Below are 18862 nucleotides of genomic sequence, written 5' to 3' on the forward strand. Positions count from 1 at the left end.
GATTGAAGCATTCGCAACCTATACCATGGGGAATAATGGTATAGGTTGCTTTTTTGTGTGGATTTTTTTGGGAGAAGCCGCAATGTTGCTAGTCACGCTCCACTTGCAATGTTCAGCGCCCCAATGTTGCTAGTCACGCTCCACTTGCAATATTCAGCGCCTCAATGTTGCTTGTCACGCCCCACTTGCAATGTTCAGCGCCTCAATGTTGCTTGTCACGCCCCACTTGCAATGTTCAGCGCCTCAATGTTACTTGTCACGCCCCACTTGCAATGTTCAGCGCCTCAATGTTGCTTGTCACGCCCCACTTGCAATGTTCAGCGCCTCAATGTTGCTTGTCACGCTCCACTTGCAATATTCTGCGCCTCAATGTTGCTTGTCACGCCCCACTTGCAATGTTCAGCGCCTCAATGTTGCTAGTCACGCTCCACTTGCAATATTCTGCGCCCCTAATACGCTCTTTCTTCCTATTAATCATATTTATAAAAAAGTGGTTTATAACTTTAATTTCTTTAGTGTCATATTCTATTCATCTTTTTAATGAAAATGAAATAAAAGACATTTCGTTTTTATTTTGCTGTAACCTATGATATTAAAAATGATGTTAGAGTGTATAAAGTAATCAAAAGAAATAAAATTTAAGAAATGCAAAACATTGCATTATGGAGGAAATTATTGTTATGAAAAAATTATTATTTGCAACAACAGCTGCAGCAGGAATTATCGCATCTGGGTTTGGTGCTCAAGCCGATGCAAGTGAGAATACTAACTACTCTAATCAAGCGACAAACTATTCAGCAACACAAACTGCTGATTCATCTAATACAAGTGAAGTATATAAAGAATTTATCGCTGCTGGCGGAACTCAAGAATTATGGGATAACATCGTAATGCCAGAATCAAGTGGTAACCCTAACGCAGTTAATGAACTAGGCTATAGAGGTCTTGGTCAAACAAAAGAAGCTTGGGGTACTGGAAGTGTAACTGAACAAACTAAAGGTATGATCAATTACGCTAAAGAACGTTACGGTTCAATTGATGCAGCAATTGCATTCCGTCAAGCGAATAACTGGTGGTGAGATTCAGACTATAAGAACAGAGCTGAGACATATTGTCTCAGCTTTTTTTGTGTCGACAAAACGTCGCGCTAATGAGATTGTTTTCACTTTCTATCTCGTTAGATTTTCTAATGAGATTGTTTCCCAGAACTATCTCATTAGCGCGTTGGTTTCTCACTTTTTATAGTTGTTTTAGACTTTTGAGCCACCTTTTTGCCCGCTAACGAGATTGTTTTCACTTTCTATCTCGTTAGATTTTCTAATGAGATTGTTTTCCAGAACTATCTCGTTAGCGCGTTATTTTCTCACTTTTTGTTGTTGATTTAGACTTTTGAGCCACCTTTTTGCCCGCTAACGAGATTGTTTTCACTTTCTATCTCGTTAGATTTTCTAATGAGATTGTTTCCCAAAACTATCTCGTTAGCCGCTTACCTAAATCTTTTTTTATCATTGAAAATGTATTCTGAACTATTATTGTTGATTTCATTTTCTAAAAGGTATATATTTTACTTGTATCCAAAATAAATACAAGTGAGGTTTTTAATATGAAAATTGGTATTATTGCAGCAAATGGTAAAGCGGGTAGCCTTATAACTGAAGAAGCGGTAAATAGAGGATTAAATGTAACTGCAATTGTTCGTAATGCGAATAAAACAGTTGCGCCTCAATCTTTAATCAAAGATATTTTCGAGCTTACAACGGATGACTTAACACAATTCGATGTTGTCGTTAACGCTTTTGGAGAATTTAGAGAAGAAAAACTTCATCTACACCAAGATGTGATGCAATATTTAAGTGACTTGTTATCTCATTCAAAAACAAGATTACTTGTCGTTGGTGGTGCTGGTAGTTTATTTGTGGATGATCATTTAAAAACACAACTCTATGATACGCCTGACTTCCCTGCAATGTTTAAACCTCTTGCAACAAGCCAAGGTAAAGCACTTGATGAACTTCGTCAAAGAGATGATGTGCGTTGGACATTTATCAGTCCAGCAGCTGAATTTAATGCTGATGGTGAAAGAACTGGAGATTATACATTAGCTGGTGAAAAATTCACGCTAAATAGTAAAGGTGAAAGCACAATCAGTTACGCTGACTATGCAATTGCTTTAATAGATGAAGCAACTAGTGGCGACCATATTCAAGAACGAATCTCAGTTGTTTCAAAATAATTCCCATTTCCTATCGCATTTATCAACACTCACAGTTATAATGAAGTAGAATCTAAGAGGTGATAAATCGTGAACACACAAGTATCTGTTGCTATTCATATCCTATCGTTACTTTCAATTGAGGAAGAACCTATTTCAAGTAAATTGATTGCAGGTAGTATCAACAGCAACCCCACACTAGTAAGAAAAATATGTAAATATTTAAAAGATGGTCAATTAATTGAAAGTCAGCAAGGTAAAGCTGGTTATAAACTTTCTAAACCTGCTTCTGAAATAACATTAGGTGCTGTGTATCAGCTCATTCAAGAAGAAGATCATTTCGCGAAAATACATCAAGATACAAATCCTGATTGTATCGTTGGCAGAAATATTCAATCAGCGTTAAATGATGTTTACAGTAAAGTAGACTTAAAGATTGTTGAAGAATTAAATCAAACAACACTTGAAGCATTAGCGACTCAAATGACCCAACCCGTCATGTCGTAACAATAAAAAACTGGAAGAAATGGACACCCATTTCTTCCGGTTTTTTTAATGGTTAAAAATAAATACAAATATCAAAATATGTGCGCAGTTATTTAAAGCATGGCATATCATAGATGCTTCAATACGTCGTGTTAATAAATACACGCCACCAAATACAAACCCTAGCCCAATATATATCAGGCATTCTGAAAGACTTGTCGGACCGTGCATTAATCCAAATAAAACGCTCGACACGACATATCCAATCAACACATGCCCTTTAAATATGCCTTTCATTATAAATCCTCGAAATATAAGTTCTTCAAAAAATGGCGCCAATATAACGAAAATAATAAATGAAACATATAATGGCAATGACCTCAAATCATCATAAACGTCAATTTGATTGTGTGGTTGACCAAATATTAAAGCAATTGACCAATAAACAAGCAATGATAATACTGCTGCTGTAAAAATATAAACCCATGTTTGTTTATGAATGCGTTCCGGCTTAAATAATTCAAACTTAAATTTTGTCATTAAATAAATAAACAAGCTAAATAATAGCAAGCCTAGAATAAGTATTCCCCAATGTCTCGCTATTCCAATTGTTGTATATGTGCACAAACCAACAATGATAAGTACAATGGATTGCCATAATACATGTCTGTACTTAGATTGTGATATCGGGTTGTCATCTTTCCAAATCTGTATATTATTCATCTGTGTGCTCCAATTATTTTTTCTTACTTTAATAATGAGGTTTCTAAGTGGGTATTTCAACCATTTCATTCAACCTACAAATATTTTATGTTATTTTCAATAAATTATATAACATTTTAAACGTAAATGAGTTATGTTATATGTATATTTAATATTTATTTAGCAGGTGATTTTCAAATGAATTATTTCGTAATTAGTAATCTAGGTAACAAAATAACAGGCATCGAAAAAGCCGTCATGAATCGTTTAAAGTTATTTAAAACACATCAAATGAAAGCAAAGGTTTTAACACTTTCATGGAACCCGCGATTGCATGCTAATGCTGAGATTTTTGGTGTTCAAAAAAGCATTTTTTCAATTTATGACTATTTTCAAGAAGCGATAAATGTCCAAAGTCATACAGTGAAAGACTGGATTGAATATTGGGAATATGAACATCAATATGAAATTAAATACATTCCTAACACTAATGACATTCGTGTATTTTCAAATGGTAAACGCATTATTTATGCAAGTTTCTATGATAATACATACAAACACATCGACTATATTAATTATTTTGATACGAAAGACAATAAAGTAAAACGAGAGATTTATGATTCGAGAGGCTTTTTAAGTCGCGTAATTTATTTAACAACGGATCAAAAAATGCTACATGAATCGTTTCTATCGCCTAAAGGAGAAGTTAAAATAGAAATATTTTACGACCCCGAATCAAAGAATGATCAATTGACACGTATTCTCCTACATAATCATAAAAATAGAGTCTACATGTTCGAGTCGAAAAACGAATGGTTCGCTTTCTTCTATGAATCGTTATATCAAGATGGAGATATCTATTTCAGTGATAAGACAGCCATAACATCACCACCATTCTTACTCGTAGATTCTAAAATTCCTGTCATTTCTTGCTTACACAGTACACATGTGAAAGATAATGACAATATCGCATTTTCAGATACTAAAAATATATATCAATCAGTGTTTTCGCATTTACATCGTTTTTCGGGAATTATCGTATCTACTCACCAACAAAAACATGATGTTGAACAACGCATTCAGTCATCCATACCAGTCTTTAATATTCCAGTCGGCTATACTGATGACGTCACAACAATTGAAGAACAACCTTTACCAAATGGACCAATCAAACTGGCTTCCATTGCACGATATTCACCGGAGAAGCAACTAGATCACCAAATTCGATTGTTAAGTAAATTAAAAGAAGACTTCAAAAATATCGAATTACATTTCTTCGGTTATGGCTCTGAAATAACTAAGATGAAAGCACTCGTGAAAACTTTGCAATTAGAAGACCATGTGAAATTCCGTGGATTCATTCCAGATTTAACAACAGAAATGCGTACGTCACACCTTAGTCTAATCACGAGTAATATGGAAGGATTCTCTTTAGCATTATTAGAATCTTTATCAAATGGCTTACCAACAATAAGTTACGATATTGCTTATGGACCAAGTGAGCTAATTATCAATGGTACGAATGGTTTCTTAGTTCCAAAAAACAATGAACAAGAATTATATAAGCAAGTAAAATACTTCCTTGAACATCCAGAACTTCAACAGACAATGCGATTAAATAGCGTGAAAGAAGCACAAAGATATGCTCAAAGTGCGGTCATTAAACAATGGCAACAATTATTAAATACAATACACAGCAATCATAAATAAAAAATAAGGGTGAGACGTGAACCAACGTCTCACCCTTATCATACTGTTGACAAACTGAACTTATTTTTATAAATCCAGTTTTTTTATGCTCAATGTTGCTTGTCAGCCCTCACTTGCAATGTTCAAGCATTCAATGTTGCTAGTCGAGCCTCACTTGCAATGTTCAAGCGTTCAATGTTGCTTGTCGAGCCTCACTTGCAATGTTCAGACGCTCAATGTTGCTAGTCGAGCCTCACTTGCAATGTTCAGCATTTTTTAGTGCTGACTCCTGCGGGAAAAGCATGATTCGAAGACTACAGGCTGAGAACATGCCCGCGGAAAGTATGCACATAAAAAATGATGAGACTTGAATAAAGTCTCGCCCTTATTTCATTGGTATATTTAATACAAATGTTGTACCGCTTCCTACCTGACTTTCTACAGTTAGCGTGCCTCCCATTTGAACAGCAAGGTCTTTCGCAATATACAAACCTAATCCTGATCCACCTGTCGCTTTATTTCTAGACGATTCAATTCTAAATGTCCGTTCAAATATACGAGATAAATATTGTTCTTCTATTCCTGGTCCTTCATCTTTGATCGATATACAGAGCTGATTATCCGATGATTTCACAAGTTTTATTTCTATCGTCGTTCCCGCTTCAGTAAATTTAAATGCATTATCCAAAATATTAATCAGTATTCGTTCTAAAGGTAATCTATATTGTTTAAACGATATGATTTGATCACACAATTGAAGGTCGATTGATCGATGTTCTTCCGCTAACCGTCGTTCGTACGATTGCAAAATTGAAACAAACAATTTATCGACATAAATCGTCTCTATTTCATATATTTCTTGAAAATTTTTATTAAGTGACATCACACTCGTTAGTTCATCAAACATATAGGATATACGCTGTGCTTGTTTAATTAACACGTCATATGCTTTTTCTTGTTCTTTCGGATCGTCGATAATGCCTTCTTTCAAGCCTTCAGCATATGAAGTAATACTAGATAAAGGCGTCTTCAAATCATGTGATAAATTTTGAACCATTTCACTTTTCTCTTGTTGTTCGTACTTTACTTGTTTAATTTGTTGTTCAATATTGCATGACATCCTATTAAAAGAATCACTGAGTTCTTTCATTTCTTTCGGACTTTCAAATTTCAATTTAGTCTCACTGTAGTTGCCATTTGCTATCAATTTTGTTTGTTTATTCATTAATTTAATTCGTTTGACGAGTGGATTAATAAATAAAATACATATCATTATTGTAAGACAACTTGAGATAATTGCGCTTAATGTGAGCATGAGTGTCATGTGTTTATTAAACCACATCCATTTATATGCACATGCTAAAATTATTGTAGTTAATACAATGCTACTTATAAATGCAGTCATCATTTGCGTTCTAATTGTTAGCATTTATTTCGTCCTTTCAAATTTATAACCTAAACCCCAAACTGTCTTAATCACATAATCTGTATATTGATGTTGTTCTAATTTTTCTCTTATACGACGTATGTGTACATTAACTGTATTGGCATCCTCGTAATAATCATAGCCCCATACCTTTTCTACCAGTTCTGATTTAGGTATAACCTTTTTCTCGTTTACTGCTAAATACCATAGTAAATCGAATTCTTTCACTCTTAACGATATATCTTGATTGTTAATCTTTATGATTTTTTCTTGTTTACATAGCTCTAAATCGCCAAATTTCAAATAATCTTGTTTGTTATATTTTTGAGTTCGATTTAATAAATTATGTGCACGTAGGACGAGTTCTCTTGGGCTAAATGGCTTTTTCACATAATCATCTGCCCCTAAAGTTAATGCGTATATCGTATCATGTTCTTGTGTCTTGGCTGTTAAGTAAATGAATGGTATATCTAATTGTTTCGCCTTCATTTCTTTCACGACATCATACCCATTCATGATCGGCATCATGATATCTAAAATAATTAAATCTAATGTATCATTGATTTGTAATAGTGCTTCTTCACCATTATTTGCTGTTTGAACAAGATGACCTTCATATTCGAAATACGTTTTGCAAATTTCTAAAATATCTTTTTCGTCATCTACAATTAATATATTGGCCATATTCGTTAACCTGCTTTCTTTTTTACGAACGTTTTATAAATGGATTTGGCAGAAATGACGCGCATACCTCGGATATTTAAAGCGATGATGATAAATCCTACAAGTTGTATTGGATACGTAAAAATCATATCTGCCAACAAATTATTTACCATTATAAATATACCAAAAAGTGCTGCATAATACTCCAAAAACCCTATCACTAAAGCAATACCAATCATCAGTTCTCCTAATGGAATAACCCATTCCCACAACGTCGTATTTGGTGCAATGACATTTTCAAAGAACATCTTGTACCAATCAGGTGTATCTTGATTATTCGCAATCACTTGCGTGAGTCCTTTCAGACTAAAGCCACCTGTCAATTTCTCATAACCTTGCATAAAAATATAATAACCACTAATCACTCTTATTAATAAACAAATTATATAGTAAGTTTTCTTCATGATGTTCTCCTTTGATTAAATGATAAGGGAGGCTGAGACATTAGATTATGTCCCAGCCCCCTTTAATCACGTGTTTATTATTTTAATTTTGCACTACCAAATACAACGTGTGCTTTCTTACAATAAATTGTTACTTCATTATAATCAGATGTATCTTTACCTTTTAAATCAAAAGTCTGTTCCATCTTATTATAATCTACCTTATCAATTTCCATCCCTTTATCAACATTACCATCCTTTGTTAAGTACACATGTAAGTCTGGCGCTTTAGATGATTTGAATTCTGAAAGCATTAATTTACCATCTTTAATCGTAGCTTTACCTTCTACCATTTCATCATTCATAGATTTGAACATACCTGACATTTTTTTCATATCCATGTCTTTCATTTTGTCTTTGCTCATATCTTTGTCTTTCATTTCACTTTTCGTGTCCATTTTGTCGTCTTTTTTCATATCATCATTACCACAAGCGCCCAATAATAAAGTTGTTGTAAGTGCAAACGCGCCTAAAGTTGTCTTTGTTATATTCATTTAACACATCTCCTCTTTCGTTGATAAGTTAAGTTTATATCGTTCGATGTGTTGAAACCATTAACTATTTATTAACTAATATGAACTCTTTATTAAATGTTTTCATAAATAAAGCTGAGACATTATATTATGTCCCAGCCTCGTAAATAAATTATTTAGTTTCTGTAGCTTTTTCGTCTTTTCTAGGTAAAGGATAGAATTTAGCATTAAATTGTTCCCATAGAGGTTTAGGTAATTCATGTAAATCTGTTCTTTCTGGATCAAATTCAGAAACGATTTCATCTTCTCTACCTTGCTCGATTTTCGCAACAAATTCATGGTCTAGTAATAATTCTCTACCTAATGCGATTAATGGTGCACCAGTGTCTAATGCTTTAATTGCATCTTCAGCAGTAAAGATTGAACCTATACCAATCAATGGTAATTTACCATCTATCCATTCTAATAATAATTTCACACGTTGTTCACCTTTATAACGGCCATCTCTTGTTGTAGAGTGAATGTCCATTAATGATACGTGTAAATAATCAAGTGGCTGTTCAGTAAGAGCTTTAACTAATTTCTCAGTTAATTCCATTGAAATCCCTGGAGATTCAACTTCTTCTGGAGAGAAACGATAACCAACGATAAAGTCAGGTGTACCGTGTTCACGAACAACTTTAGTCACTGCTTCAATAATAGCTAATGGGTATTTTAAATGATCTCCCCATGCATCTTCTCTTCTATTGTAATAAGGGGAGAAGAATTGGTGAATTAAGTAATGGTTCGCACCATGAATTTCAATACCGTCAAATCCAGCATCAATAGCAATTTTAGTTGCTTTCGCAAATGATTCTATAGAATGTTCAATTTCTTCAACCGTTAACTCACGTGCAACATGCGTTTCTTGTTGACCAAAGCCTCTTACTTCAACTTCACTAGGCGCAGCCGCTTCACCAGTTGGCGTTAAACCTGGTAATGACATTGCTCCACCATGATGAATTTGGATTAAAGCTTTAGCTCCATTTTTCTTCATAACTTCAGCTTGTTTTTTTAAACCTGGAAGGTCAGCATCTTTTGATACTGAAGGTTGTCCTGGAAAAGCTTGTCCAAGAGGTTCAACATAACTCGCTGCAGATATAGAAATACCTACATCTTTAGAACGTTTTTCAATATATGGAATTTCAATATCTGAAATTGTACCATCCTCATTTGACGATACATGTGTAAGCGGTGCTAAGACAAATCTATTCTTAACCTCCACACCGTTTGGTAATTTTAAAGACTTAAATAATGGTGTATATTTTTCATTCATTGTATAATTCCTCCTTGTGAAATAACACTATAACACCTTTAGATTTCTATTTACTAATTTATTGCCTATAAAAAAGATAAGATTAATGAGTTTAATTTTGAGAACCTATTAGGTGTAGGAAATTTAAGTGAGAAATGATTTTTGGTGAGTTGAGTGGATTGATATTTGGAAGGATTGATTGTGGTGATCGGTTTGTTGGGCGGAATGGATCGACTCTTGGATTAACTTTGGAGTTAATCTACGACTTCACCTATCTCGTCGCTTAATTCTGGAGTTAATCTACGACTTCACCTATCTCGTCGCTTAATTCTGGAGTTAATCTACGACTTCACCTATCTCGTCGCTTAATTCAGGAGTTAATCTACGACTTCACCTATCTCGTCGCTTAATTCAAAAGTTAATCTACAACTTCACTCATCTCGTCGCTTAATTACAGAGTTAATCTACGACTTCACCTATCTCGTCGCTTAATTACAGAGTTAATCTACGACTTCACCTATCTCGTCGCTTAACTACAGAGTTAATCTACAACTTCACTCATCTCGTCGCTTAACTACAGAGTTAATCTACGACTTCACTCATCTTGTCGCTTAATTCAGGAGTTAATCTACGACTTCACTCATCTCGTCGCTTAATTACAGAGTTAATCTACGACTTCACCTATCTCGTCGCTTAATTCAGGAGTTAATCTACGACTTCACCTATCTCGTCGCTTAATTCAGGAGTTAATCTACGACTTCACCTATCTCGTCGCTTAATTCAAAAGTTAATCTACAACTTCACTCATCTCGTCGCTTAATTCATAAGTTAATCTACAACTTTCACCATCTCGTCGCTTAATTCATAAGTTAATCTACAACTTCGACCATCTCGTCGCTTAACTACAGAGTTAATCTACGACTTTAGCCATCTTGTCGCTTAATTACAAAGTTAATCTACGACTTTGGCCATCTTGTCGCTTAACTACAGAGTTAATCTACGACTTCACCTATCTCGTCGCTTAATTCAGGAGTTAATCTACGACTTCGACCTTCTCGTCGCTTAATTCAAAAGTTAATCTACGACTTTCACCATCTCGTCGCTTAACTACAGAGTTAATCTACGACTTCACCCAATCCCTCTCTAAATGACAAAATCACTCCTCCTATCAAGTAAACATCCTTCTTAAAATCTATATTAGTGACTGAATTCGTTCATAAAAGTTAATAGAATGCACTAAAATTTAGCAACTTGACATAAATCGTTCAAACTATTGAACAGTTTGAATACTGTGCTATGATTACATCTAATAAGTAAGCGCTTACTTATAGAGCGAAGGAGGTCCACATTTATGTCACTCGTTACACTTACAGATAAGAACACTTTTATTTTTGATCCATCTATCTCTAATAAAAATGAACTCTTTAATTCACTCACTGATGTTTTAAATGAAAATGGTTATTTAAAGAATAAGAAAAAGTTTCTAAAGGATTTATACAAACGGGAAGAAATTGTTTCTACGGGAATTGAGGATGGTTTCGGTATTCCTCACACGCAATCAAAGTATATTAACAAACCGATTATTACATTCGCGAAGACTGCTCATTTATCTGATTACATCGCGCTCGATGATACTCAAATAAACATAGTCTTTCTTATTGCCTTACCACAAAATGCACATCATTCACATTTGGATATTTTGAGTGAACTTGCAAAATTATTAATGGATGCATCTTTTCGACAATCTATTAAAGATGCTAGCACTGCTGATGAAATTATAAAACTATTGTCTGAATAGGAGGGATTTTATGAATATCGTTGGAGTTACCGCTTGTCCCACAGGAATTGCACATACTTACATGGCTGCTGAAAAATTGAAAATGGCGGCACAAAAACTCGGACATAACATAAAAATTGAAACACAAGGATCCAAAACTGATAACGTACTTACTCAAGATGAAATCAATAATGCTGATTTAATAATTTTAGCAGTCGATAAAGATATTGAATTGGATCGATTTCATGGAAAATACATTAAAAAAGTTTCAACTGCTCAAGCGATTAGAGATTCTGAAAAATTAATTGAAGAAGGCTTAAATAATATTGAAGTCATTCACCTCGAAAAGAAAGAGAAAAACAATTCAAATAAGACAGGTATTTATAATCATTTTATGAACGGCGTAAATTATATGCTTCCTTTTGTTATTGCTGGCGGTATATTAATTGCTATTAGTTTCGCATTTGGTATCAACGCTTCAGATCCTGAATCACATGCCTACAACAAATTAGCTGGTGCACTTTCTAAAATTGGTGGCGATACTGCATTCCAACTTATGGTTCCTGCTTTATCTGCTGGGATTGCATCTTCCATTGCTGGTAGAGCTGGGTTTGCTCCTGGTTTAGTCGGTGGTACGTTAGCTACCGTTGATGGTTCTGGATTTTTAGGAGGAATGATTAGTGGTCTGATTTCTGGTTATGTTACTAACATTTTAGCGAATAAAATTAAAGTACCTCAATCACTTTCAGCGCTTTACCAATTGATTGTTGTGCCACTCATTTCGATTTTAGTCGTCGGTCTTGCAATGGTATTTCTCATCAATACGCCTATTTCTTGGTTATTAGACACTTTGACACATTGGTTAAACAATTTCGGTCAATCTTCTGGCATTTTATTTGGATTATTAATTGGTGCAATGATGGCCGCTGATATGGGAGGTCCTATCAACAAATCCATTTCTACGTTTTCAATCGGATTAATGTCTGCCGGTGTCGATGGTCCAATTGCAGCTTGTATGGTAGCCGGTATGACACCGCCATTAGGTTTAGCACTTGCTACTGTATTATTTAAGAATAAATTCACTGTAGAAGAACGCACTTCAGGTAAATCATGTTGGGTATTAGGTGCATCTTATATTACAGAAGGTGCCATTCCATTCGCCGTTGCTGATCCACTCAGAGTTATTCCTAGTCTCATATTAGGTTCTGCAACAGCTGCAGCGATATCAATGGGTGCAGGTATCACATCTCTCGCACCGCATGGCGGCATTTGGGTCATCTTTATCCCTAATGTTATCAACCATTTATTTATCTATCTCATCGCAATCATGAGTGGAATGATTGTCACTGCATTATCTGTAGGATTATTAAAGAAAAAAGTTGCCCCTGCACAAAACTCAAAAATGATTTAAAAACTCAAACAAGGTGGAGATTAAATGTTATATAATATGAAAGATTTACTTAAAGTAGCCAATGAACATCAATTTGCAGTTCCTGCATTCAATATAAGTAGTTTCGATATGCTGAAATCAATAATGGAAGAAGTTGAAAACTTAAACGCCCCAGTTATTCTAGAGATTCATCCTGATGAAATCGAATATTTAGGAAATGATTTTGTATCTATAGTAAGAAGTTATGCCTTAAATAGTAAAGTGCCTGTTGTAATACATTTAGATCACGGTGCTACATTATATGATGTAACACGTGCAATTAGGAATGGTTATACATCCGTCATGATCGACGCTTCAACAAAATCTTACGAGGATAATATAGAAATCACTAAAAAAGTCGTTGAATATGCACATTATGTTGGTGTCTCTGTCGAAGCGGAATTAGGAACAATTGGTAATAACGGCTCAGCTGAAGGTGGTACGAATGAGATTATATATACGGATCCCGATCAAGCTGAACACTTTGTTAAAGAAACAAACATTGATACGCTTGCTGTAGCTATCGGCACTTCTCACGGTCTATATCCTAAAGGCAAACAACCGAAATTAAATATAGACTTATTAAAAGAAATCCATTCAAGATTATCCATTCCTATCGTTCTTCATGGTGGTTCAGGTAATCCTGATAATGAAGTCCAAGAATCCATCCTTCATGGCGTAGGAAAAGTGAATTTAAGTTCTGATTTAAAGAGCGTCTTCTTTGAAGAAGTTAGACAAACATTAATTGATAATAAAAATATGTATGAACCTAACGAAGTTTATCCGAAGGCAAATTCAAAGCTTAAAGAAGTCGTCAAATATAAAATGAACTTATTGAATACTGTTGGAAAAAGCAGTTTATATATATAATCTTTTAAAAAGGCGGACTGTCCAATGCTGAAAATTATTGAAGAACGTCAACAAATGCTCATTAATCATTTGAAAATTGTTCAATTTGCAAGAATACAAGATTTAATTGATTTAGTAAAATATAGTGAAGCAACTGTAAAAAGAGACTTAATCGAGTTAGAAAAGAAAGGGCTAGTCAGAAGAACACGCGGTGGTGCAATGATTATAGATAATCAAAAAATTGACCTACCCTATTTAATGAAAATCATTAATTTTAATGAACAGGACAATAAACATAAACTTGCAGAACAAGCGAAGAACTTAATCAGTGATGATATGGTTATATTTATAGACTCAAGTACGACAACGTTACATCTCATTAAAATGTTATCTAAATTTGAAGGATTACAAATCATCACGAATGGCGTACTTACAGCAACTTTATTATCTGAGTTTACAGATGCTCAAATAAATATTTTAGGTGGATCCGTAGTGAAAAAACGAAATACAATTAATGGATCAAAAGCATTTAATGATGCCTTAACATATAATGCTGATATTTCATTTGTTTCATGTAGAGGATTTGATTTAGAAAAAGGGGCAACCGAGACAAATGAAGGCGAAGCATTTATAAAGCACGCTTTCAGACAAAATTCACAGCACTTAGTGTTACTCGTCACTGAAGATAAATTCCATAACACATTTCTTCATAAAAGCCTTAACTTACATGATATAGATACAATCGTTACAGACTATCAATTATCGAAAAATGAACTCAATTTACTAAAAAGAAATAATATTAATTGTATAAATTAACTTAAAAAGCATGTCGGATGATATCCGACATGCTTTTTAAAATTTATGAAATCCTCGTTTTATTTCTCTTCTCCAACTGCTTTATTAGATCGTTTTTGTAATAACACGCCTAATACGCCAATAACGATGACAGCTGCAATAACACCAGCAAGTCCTAAGAATTTTGCGATATAACCAACAACAATACCTACTGCTAAGAAGTCAGTATCTGAGAATGTTGTTGATGCTGCGCCTAAATCTCCCATAAACGGTAAGAGTAATAATGGCAAGAATGTCACTAATATTCCGTTCAATGCTGCACCTGCAATCGCGCCTTTAATTCCGCCTCTTGCGTTACCAAACACACCTGCTGTCGCACCTAAGAAGAAGTGTGGTACAACACCTGGAAGTATAACAACGCCTCCGACTAAGAACATGATTAACATACCGATGACTCCAGTAATGAAACTTACGAAAAATCCTATAAGTACGGCATTTTGTGCATAAGGAAATACGATTGGACAATCTAATGCTGGTTTCGTATTTGGTACTAATTTCTCTGATATACCTTTAAATGCAGGTACAATTTCAGCTAATATCAATCTCACACCAGTTAAGATAATAAACACACCTGCCGCAAAAGTAACACCTTGAATGACTGAGAATACGATAAAGTTTGTACCATCGCTCAGTTCAGAATGTACAAATTTCGGACCAGCAAATAAAGCTGCAATGATATAAAGTACGATCATCGTTAATGAAATACTGATTGTACTTTCTCTTAAGAAACTTAAACCTTTAGGGAATTTAATATCTTCTGTTGATTTTGATTTCCCAGAAAATAATTTACCTATTTCACCAGCAGCCCAATAACTGACTGTACCGAAATGTCCAATGGCTACCTGGTCTGATCCTGTTATCTTCTTCATTGTAGATTGGCCTAACGCCGGTAAGACAGCCATAATCAGTCCTAAGATAATTGAACCCATAACAACAGTCATCGTTCCTGTAATATTACCGACCGTTAATAGAATTGCTAAAAACGCAGCCATATAAAATGTATGGTGACCTGTTAAAAATATATACTTCAAATTTGTAAATCGTGCGATTAAAATATTCACTAACATACCGAACATCATGATTAATGCTGCTGTTGTTCCGTAGTCTTTTAATGCTATTGAAATGATGGCTTCATTATTTGGCACAACCCCTTGCACGCCAAATGCTTCCTGAAACATCTTCCCAAATGGCTCTAGTGAATTTGTCACAACACCTGCACCGGCACTTAACACTAAGAAACCTAAGATTGTCTTAATCGTACCTGAAGTAATATCAGCTGCTGATTTCTTCTGGACAATAAGACCAATCAACGCAATAAGTGCAACGAGTATAGCTGGTTGACTAAATACGTCTACAAAAAACCCCAATATTGAATTCATAATTGTTTCCCCTTTTCACTTATAATATATTCATTCCTTTTAATTTTTCTTCTAATTTCTTTTGTAATTCTTCTTTGTCTAATATGTTATCAAGAATCACGACTTCACCTAATCTTTGTGCGTTCTCTTCTAAATCTCTTCCACAAATAAATAAATCTGCCATATCTGCACTTGCTGTCATAATATCGCTATGTTCAACTTCAATATCTGCTGGTGCTTGTAAATTTTTCAATGCCTCTTGTGCATTCATCTCTACCATGAAACTACTTCCTAAACCATGTCCACACACTACTAAAATTTTCATATTAATCATTCTCCTTAAATATATTTATAATTTCTGTTTTATTTTTTGCTGCAACTAGTGATGCAACTGTTTCTTTATTACTTAAAATTGTAGCCAACTGTTTTAAAATTTCGAGATGTGCTTCATGATCAATCGCACTTAATACAAACACTAACGTTGCGTAATGACCATTATCCGAAAAATTAATATGTTCTTCTAACTTTAATAAACTTAAACCGACGCGTTGTACATTATCATTCGGTCTCGCATGTGCAATCGCAATTTCAGGTGCGATGACAATATACGGTCCCATATCATGTACACTTTTAATCATTTCATCTATATATTGTTGATTGAAATACTGTTCTTCTAAAAGTGGTTGAGCAGCTATTTGTATACTCTCTTCCCAATCGGTTACTGATTTTTTCAACTGTATATGTTCTTCTAATAATATGTTCGTCAAATTTAGATGCCCTCCTCGCTTTCGCTTACATATTGAATTGTTTTGATTATGTTTTCTTTACTACCTTCAATGAATGCATTTCGCATTTTTTCATCCATTAATATTCGACTCAATTGCCCAAGTGCATTTAAATGCATTTTAGGATGACTTGTTGCTAATACGACGATGACTTTTACTGGATCAAATCTATCATGTCCGAAATCTATGCCATCTTTAAACTGTGTAATCGCCATACTTACCGGTACATTTACATGGTCAAAGTTCGAATGAAGTAATGCGATATTTGGACCAATCACCATGTAAGGTCCAAATTTATCTAAATGATGCATAATGTCTTCACCATATTGCTTATTCACATCTCCAGCATCAACTAATGTTTGGACACTCATTTGAATGGCTTCATCTCTACTAGATGCTTTGCTTTCAACATGGATGTATCTTTCTGGCAACACATCTTTCAAATTTGGACCAACCGACGTATAGCTCGTAATAAATCGTTCTCTATAATCATTAATCATTTCATTAATCTTGTTTCGATCTTCTTTTGTTAAAAATGGAGAAACCTCTATCGTCGGTACTGAAAATCCTTCAACCGGTACTGTTGAAATCATATAATCTACACCATGTGATTTAAGAAATCGTTCAGAAATATCATAGGCTGAAAATGCATCTAATATTTCTAGTTCCGGATAAATATTTGTAATCCGACTTTTCAATAATTGAGACGTACCAATACCCGAGCCGCATAAGAGAATGACTTTAATTTGTACCACTTCTTCATTCGATAATCGTTCTATTGAAGATGCGAAATGTAACGCTAAATATGCGATTTCATCCTCATTAAATGTCACTTGATAATTTTCTTCTAAAATCCAAATATGTTGCTGAATAGCTAACACTAAATCGTAATATTCTTTCAAAATTTCATTTTTTAAAGGGTTCGTATGAGACATATTAAATGTCATCCTATGAATTGCTGGTTGTAAATGCGTAACAAGTCCAGTTGCTAACTTATGATCATGGTTCAAAGGAATACCAATTTGGGCACTGACTTTTTGAATGAGTAACTGCGTTAAATCAGACAATTCATGTTGCGTTTCTTCATCATGATATTTATTCACACGTGCACCTAGTAAATGCAGTGTAATAAATGCCGCTTCACTTTTAGGAAACGCAATATCAAAGACATCCTCTAATCGATTCATCATTTGAATAGCGATTTCAAAAGTTTCAGTCTTGCTCAACCTGTCATATTCATCATCAGGAATCTCAAATACAAAGTCTTCCCTTGCACGATGAATTGCAATAATAATATGATAAATCAGTCCATCAATCGCTACTTGTACTAATTGGAAATCTTGATTGCTTAATGTAGAAATCACAGCACGTCTAATTTTTTCAAGTTCATCCTTTGAAAAAAGATCAATGCCAATCTGTGCAGTAGATTTACGAAAGTACTCATGAACAACGTGCGCATAAGCCTCTCTTAATTTCTGCTCATTACCCTCAATTACAAAACCTTTGTTCCTTTTATAAACTAGCAATAACTCGTAAGATTCTAACCACAGTTGAACTGACTTCAAATCATCCACAACCGTGCGACGAGATACATTCAATAAATCCGCTAAACTTTGAGAACTCATCGGTTTTGAAGATTCGAATAATCTAAGAATAATCTGTTCTTTACGTTCATTTTTAGAATAATGAATATCCAGCTCAACTTGCGCATCACGATGATGATCTTCTCGATACGACACTTTGACGCCTAAACTCTTATTTCGATCAACATTAATATCCAATCGCTTCTGATACGATTCCAAAAATTCTAAATCATATTGAATCGTACGTTCTGAAACTTGGAATAATAACGCCAATTCCGAAATAGTAACAAAGCCATTCTCAGATGATAAATAAGACAACATATTACTTTGTCGTTTACTAAGCAATCAAATAACCTCCCTATGTATATTGTAAGCGTTTCCTAATGGTAGTAGATGTGTAATCTATTTCGTTTTAAAATCCGAAACATTTCACATCTATATTATTGTTAACATTACACATAAAAGCCCGAGGTGTCATTAGGAGAGTGGTGAGGTGGATGTGATGTTGGTGGATGTAGGACATGGAATGTGAGGTGGATTGGGTTTGTTGCTGGGCTTGAGGTTGAGGGTAACTCTTGGATTAACTTCGGCATTAACTCACGACTTGGGCCATTTCTTGGATTAACTCTCGCGTTAACTCACGACTTGAGCCATCTCTTGGATTAATTCCAGCGTTAACTCACGACTTTGGGCATCTCTTGGATTAACTCCAGAGTTAACTCACGACTTAAGGCATCTCTTGGATTAACTTCTGCGTTAACTCACGACTTGGGCCTTC

18 protein-coding genes are annotated in these 18862 nt (G+C 34.5%); 8 read left to right on the top strand and 10 right to left on the bottom strand.

Going from position 1 to position 18862, the window contains the following annotated elements; translation table 11 throughout:
• The first annotated feature begins 680 nt into the window (after positions 1-680).
• The 3 genes from P3U32_RS11175 (at position 681) to P3U32_RS11185 (ending at position 2719) form a co-directional block, all read left to right on the top strand.
• Complete coding sequence (locus tag P3U32_RS11175) at positions 681-1079, top strand: aggregation-promoting factor C-terminal-like domain-containing protein (RefSeq protein WP_323703250.1); 399 nt, start codon at positions 681-683, stop codon at positions 1077-1079.
• A gap of 524 nt (positions 1080-1603) precedes the next feature.
• The gene (locus P3U32_RS11180) at positions 1604-2233 is read left to right on the top strand and encodes an NAD(P)-dependent oxidoreductase (RefSeq protein ID WP_323703252.1); all 630 of its coding nucleotides are present in this window, start codon (positions 1604-1606) and stop codon (positions 2231-2233) included.
• Between the two features lie 69 nt (positions 2234-2302).
• Positions 2303-2719, top strand: coding sequence for an Rrf2 family transcriptional regulator (locus tag P3U32_RS11185; protein ID WP_323703254.1), 417 nt, complete (start codon positions 2303-2305; stop codon positions 2717-2719).
• Between the two features lie 45 nt (positions 2720-2764).
• Here the strand turns inward: P3U32_RS11185 and P3U32_RS11190 are convergent, their stop codons facing one another.
• On the bottom strand, positions 2765-3421 hold the full coding sequence (locus P3U32_RS11190) for a CPBP family intramembrane glutamic endopeptidase (RefSeq protein ID WP_323703256.1): 657 nt from the start codon (positions 3419-3421) through the stop codon (positions 2765-2767).
• A 177-nt stretch (positions 3422-3598) separates the two neighbouring features.
• Between P3U32_RS11190 and P3U32_RS11195 the strand changes: the two genes are divergently transcribed.
• Complete coding sequence (locus tag P3U32_RS11195) at positions 3599-5110, top strand: glycosyltransferase (RefSeq protein ID WP_323703257.1); 1512 nt, start codon at positions 3599-3601, stop codon at positions 5108-5110.
• Positions 5111-5474: 364 nt separating this feature from the next.
• On the opposite strand, the gene P3U32_RS11200 is transcribed toward P3U32_RS11195, so the two are convergent.
• The 5 genes from P3U32_RS11200 to P3U32_RS11220 form a co-directional block, all read right to left on the bottom strand.
• Positions 5475-6518 carry a HAMP domain-containing sensor histidine kinase gene (locus P3U32_RS11200; protein ID WP_323703258.1) on the bottom strand — a complete coding sequence of 348 codons (1044 nt, stop codon included), beginning with the start codon at positions 6516-6518 and terminating at the stop codon, positions 5475-5477.
• Positions 6519-7199: a response regulator transcription factor gene (locus P3U32_RS11205; RefSeq protein WP_323703259.1), complete on the bottom strand. Its 681-nt coding sequence runs from the start codon at positions 7197-7199 to the stop codon at positions 6519-6521. It abuts the gene before it with no gap.
• Between the two features lie 5 nt (positions 7200-7204).
• A complete protein-coding gene (locus P3U32_RS11210; RefSeq protein WP_323703260.1) occupies positions 7205-7642 on the bottom strand; it encodes a DoxX family protein in 438 nt (145 codons plus the stop codon).
• Positions 7643-7719: 77 nt separating this feature from the next.
• Positions 7720-8175 carry a DM13 domain-containing protein gene (locus P3U32_RS11215; RefSeq protein WP_323703261.1) on the bottom strand — a complete coding sequence of 152 codons (456 nt, stop codon included), beginning with the start codon at positions 8173-8175 and terminating at the stop codon, positions 7720-7722.
• 151 nt (positions 8176-8326) lie between these two features.
• Positions 8327-9469: an NADH-dependent flavin oxidoreductase gene (locus P3U32_RS11220; protein ID WP_323703262.1), complete on the bottom strand. Its 1143-nt coding sequence runs from the start codon at positions 9467-9469 to the stop codon at positions 8327-8329.
• A 1330-nt stretch (positions 9470-10799) separates the two neighbouring features.
• Between P3U32_RS11220 and P3U32_RS11225 the strand changes: the two genes are divergently transcribed.
• From P3U32_RS11225 to P3U32_RS11240, 4 genes are read left to right on the top strand one after another with little or no spacing between them, the layout of a single operon-like run.
• Positions 10800-11246: a PTS sugar transporter subunit IIA gene (locus tag P3U32_RS11225; protein ID WP_323703263.1), complete on the top strand. Its 447-nt coding sequence runs from the start codon at positions 10800-10802 to the stop codon at positions 11244-11246.
• 10 nt (positions 11247-11256) lie between these two features.
• Complete coding sequence (locus P3U32_RS11230; RefSeq protein ID WP_323703264.1) at positions 11257-12636, top strand: PTS fructose transporter subunit IIC; 1380 nt, start codon at positions 11257-11259, stop codon at positions 12634-12636.
• 24 nt (positions 12637-12660) lie between these two features.
• A complete protein-coding gene (locus P3U32_RS11235) occupies positions 12661-13524 on the top strand; it encodes a ketose-bisphosphate aldolase (protein WP_323703265.1) in 864 nt (287 codons plus the stop codon).
• A gap of 24 nt (positions 13525-13548) precedes the next feature.
• Positions 13549-14319, top strand: a complete 771-nt coding sequence (locus P3U32_RS11240) for a DeoR/GlpR family DNA-binding transcription regulator (RefSeq protein WP_323703266.1) — start codon at positions 13549-13551, stop codon at positions 14317-14319.
• A 59-nt stretch (positions 14320-14378) separates the two neighbouring features.
• Here the strand turns inward: P3U32_RS11240 and P3U32_RS11245 are convergent, their stop codons facing one another.
• Genes P3U32_RS11245 through P3U32_RS11260 form a run of 4 tightly spaced genes read right to left on the bottom strand, consistent with a single transcriptional unit; the run spans position 14379 to position 18429 of the window.
• Positions 14379-15737: a PTS ascorbate transporter subunit IIC gene (locus tag P3U32_RS11245; protein WP_323703267.1), complete on the bottom strand. Its 1359-nt coding sequence runs from the start codon at positions 15735-15737 to the stop codon at positions 14379-14381.
• Positions 15738-15756: 19 nt separating this feature from the next.
• On the bottom strand, positions 15757-16041 hold the full coding sequence (locus P3U32_RS11250; protein ID WP_323703268.1) for a PTS sugar transporter subunit IIB: 285 nt from the start codon (positions 16039-16041) through the stop codon (positions 15757-15759).
• Position 16042: 1 nt separating this feature from the next.
• Complete coding sequence (locus P3U32_RS11255; RefSeq protein ID WP_323703269.1) at positions 16043-16483, bottom strand: PTS sugar transporter subunit IIA; 441 nt, start codon at positions 16481-16483, stop codon at positions 16043-16045.
• Positions 16484-16485: 2 nt separating this feature from the next.
• A complete protein-coding gene (locus P3U32_RS11260; protein WP_323703270.1) occupies positions 16486-18429 on the bottom strand; it encodes a BglG family transcription antiterminator in 1944 nt (647 codons plus the stop codon).
• Between the last annotated feature and the right edge of the window lie 433 nt (positions 18430-18862).

The organism is Mammaliicoccus sp. Dog046 (genome assembly GCF_034039665.1).
Lineage (GTDB): Bacteria > Bacillota > Bacilli > Staphylococcales > Staphylococcaceae > Mammaliicoccus.

What these genes read in the sequence shown, in the direction of transcription:
- P3U32_RS11175 (WP_323703250.1), top strand. Translation starts at nt 681, where the DNA reads ATGAAAAAATTATTATTTGCAACAACAGCTGCAGCAGGAATTATCGCA.
- P3U32_RS11180 (WP_323703252.1), top strand. Translation starts at nt 1,604, where the DNA reads ATGAAAATTGGTATTATTGCAGCAAATGGTAAAGCGGGTAGCCTTATA.
- P3U32_RS11190 (WP_323703256.1), bottom strand. Translation starts at nt 3,421, where the DNA reads ATGAATAATATACAGATTTGGAAAGATGACAACCCGATATCACAATCT.
- P3U32_RS11195 (WP_323703257.1), top strand. Translation starts at nt 3,599, where the DNA reads ATGAATTATTTCGTAATTAGTAATCTAGGTAACAAAATAACAGGCATC.
- P3U32_RS11200 (WP_323703258.1), bottom strand. Translation starts at nt 6,518, where the DNA reads ATGCTAACAATTAGAACGCAAATGATGACTGCATTTATAAGTAGCATT.
- P3U32_RS11205 (WP_323703259.1), bottom strand. Translation starts at nt 7,199, where the DNA reads ATGGCCAATATATTAATTGTAGATGACGAAAAAGATATTTTAGAAATT.
- P3U32_RS11210 (WP_323703260.1), bottom strand. Translation starts at nt 7,642, where the DNA reads ATGAAGAAAACTTACTATATAATTTGTTTATTAATAAGAGTGATTAGT.
- P3U32_RS11215 (WP_323703261.1), bottom strand. Translation starts at nt 8,175, where the DNA reads ATGAATATAACAAAGACAACTTTAGGCGCGTTTGCACTTACAACAACT.
- P3U32_RS11220 (WP_323703262.1), bottom strand. Translation starts at nt 9,469, where the DNA reads ATGAATGAAAAATATACACCATTATTTAAGTCTTTAAAATTACCAAAC.
- P3U32_RS11225 (WP_323703263.1), top strand. Translation starts at nt 10,800, where the DNA reads ATGTCACTCGTTACACTTACAGATAAGAACACTTTTATTTTTGATCCA.
- P3U32_RS11230 (WP_323703264.1), top strand. Translation starts at nt 11,257, where the DNA reads ATGAATATCGTTGGAGTTACCGCTTGTCCCACAGGAATTGCACATACT.
- P3U32_RS11235 (WP_323703265.1), top strand. Translation starts at nt 12,661, where the DNA reads ATGTTATATAATATGAAAGATTTACTTAAAGTAGCCAATGAACATCAA.
- P3U32_RS11240 (WP_323703266.1), top strand. Translation starts at nt 13,549, where the DNA reads ATGCTGAAAATTATTGAAGAACGTCAACAAATGCTCATTAATCATTTG.
- P3U32_RS11245 (WP_323703267.1), bottom strand. Translation starts at nt 15,737, where the DNA reads ATGAATTCAATATTGGGGTTTTTTGTAGACGTATTTAGTCAACCAGCT.
- P3U32_RS11250 (WP_323703268.1), bottom strand. Translation starts at nt 16,041, where the DNA reads ATGAAAATTTTAGTAGTGTGTGGACATGGTTTAGGAAGTAGTTTCATG.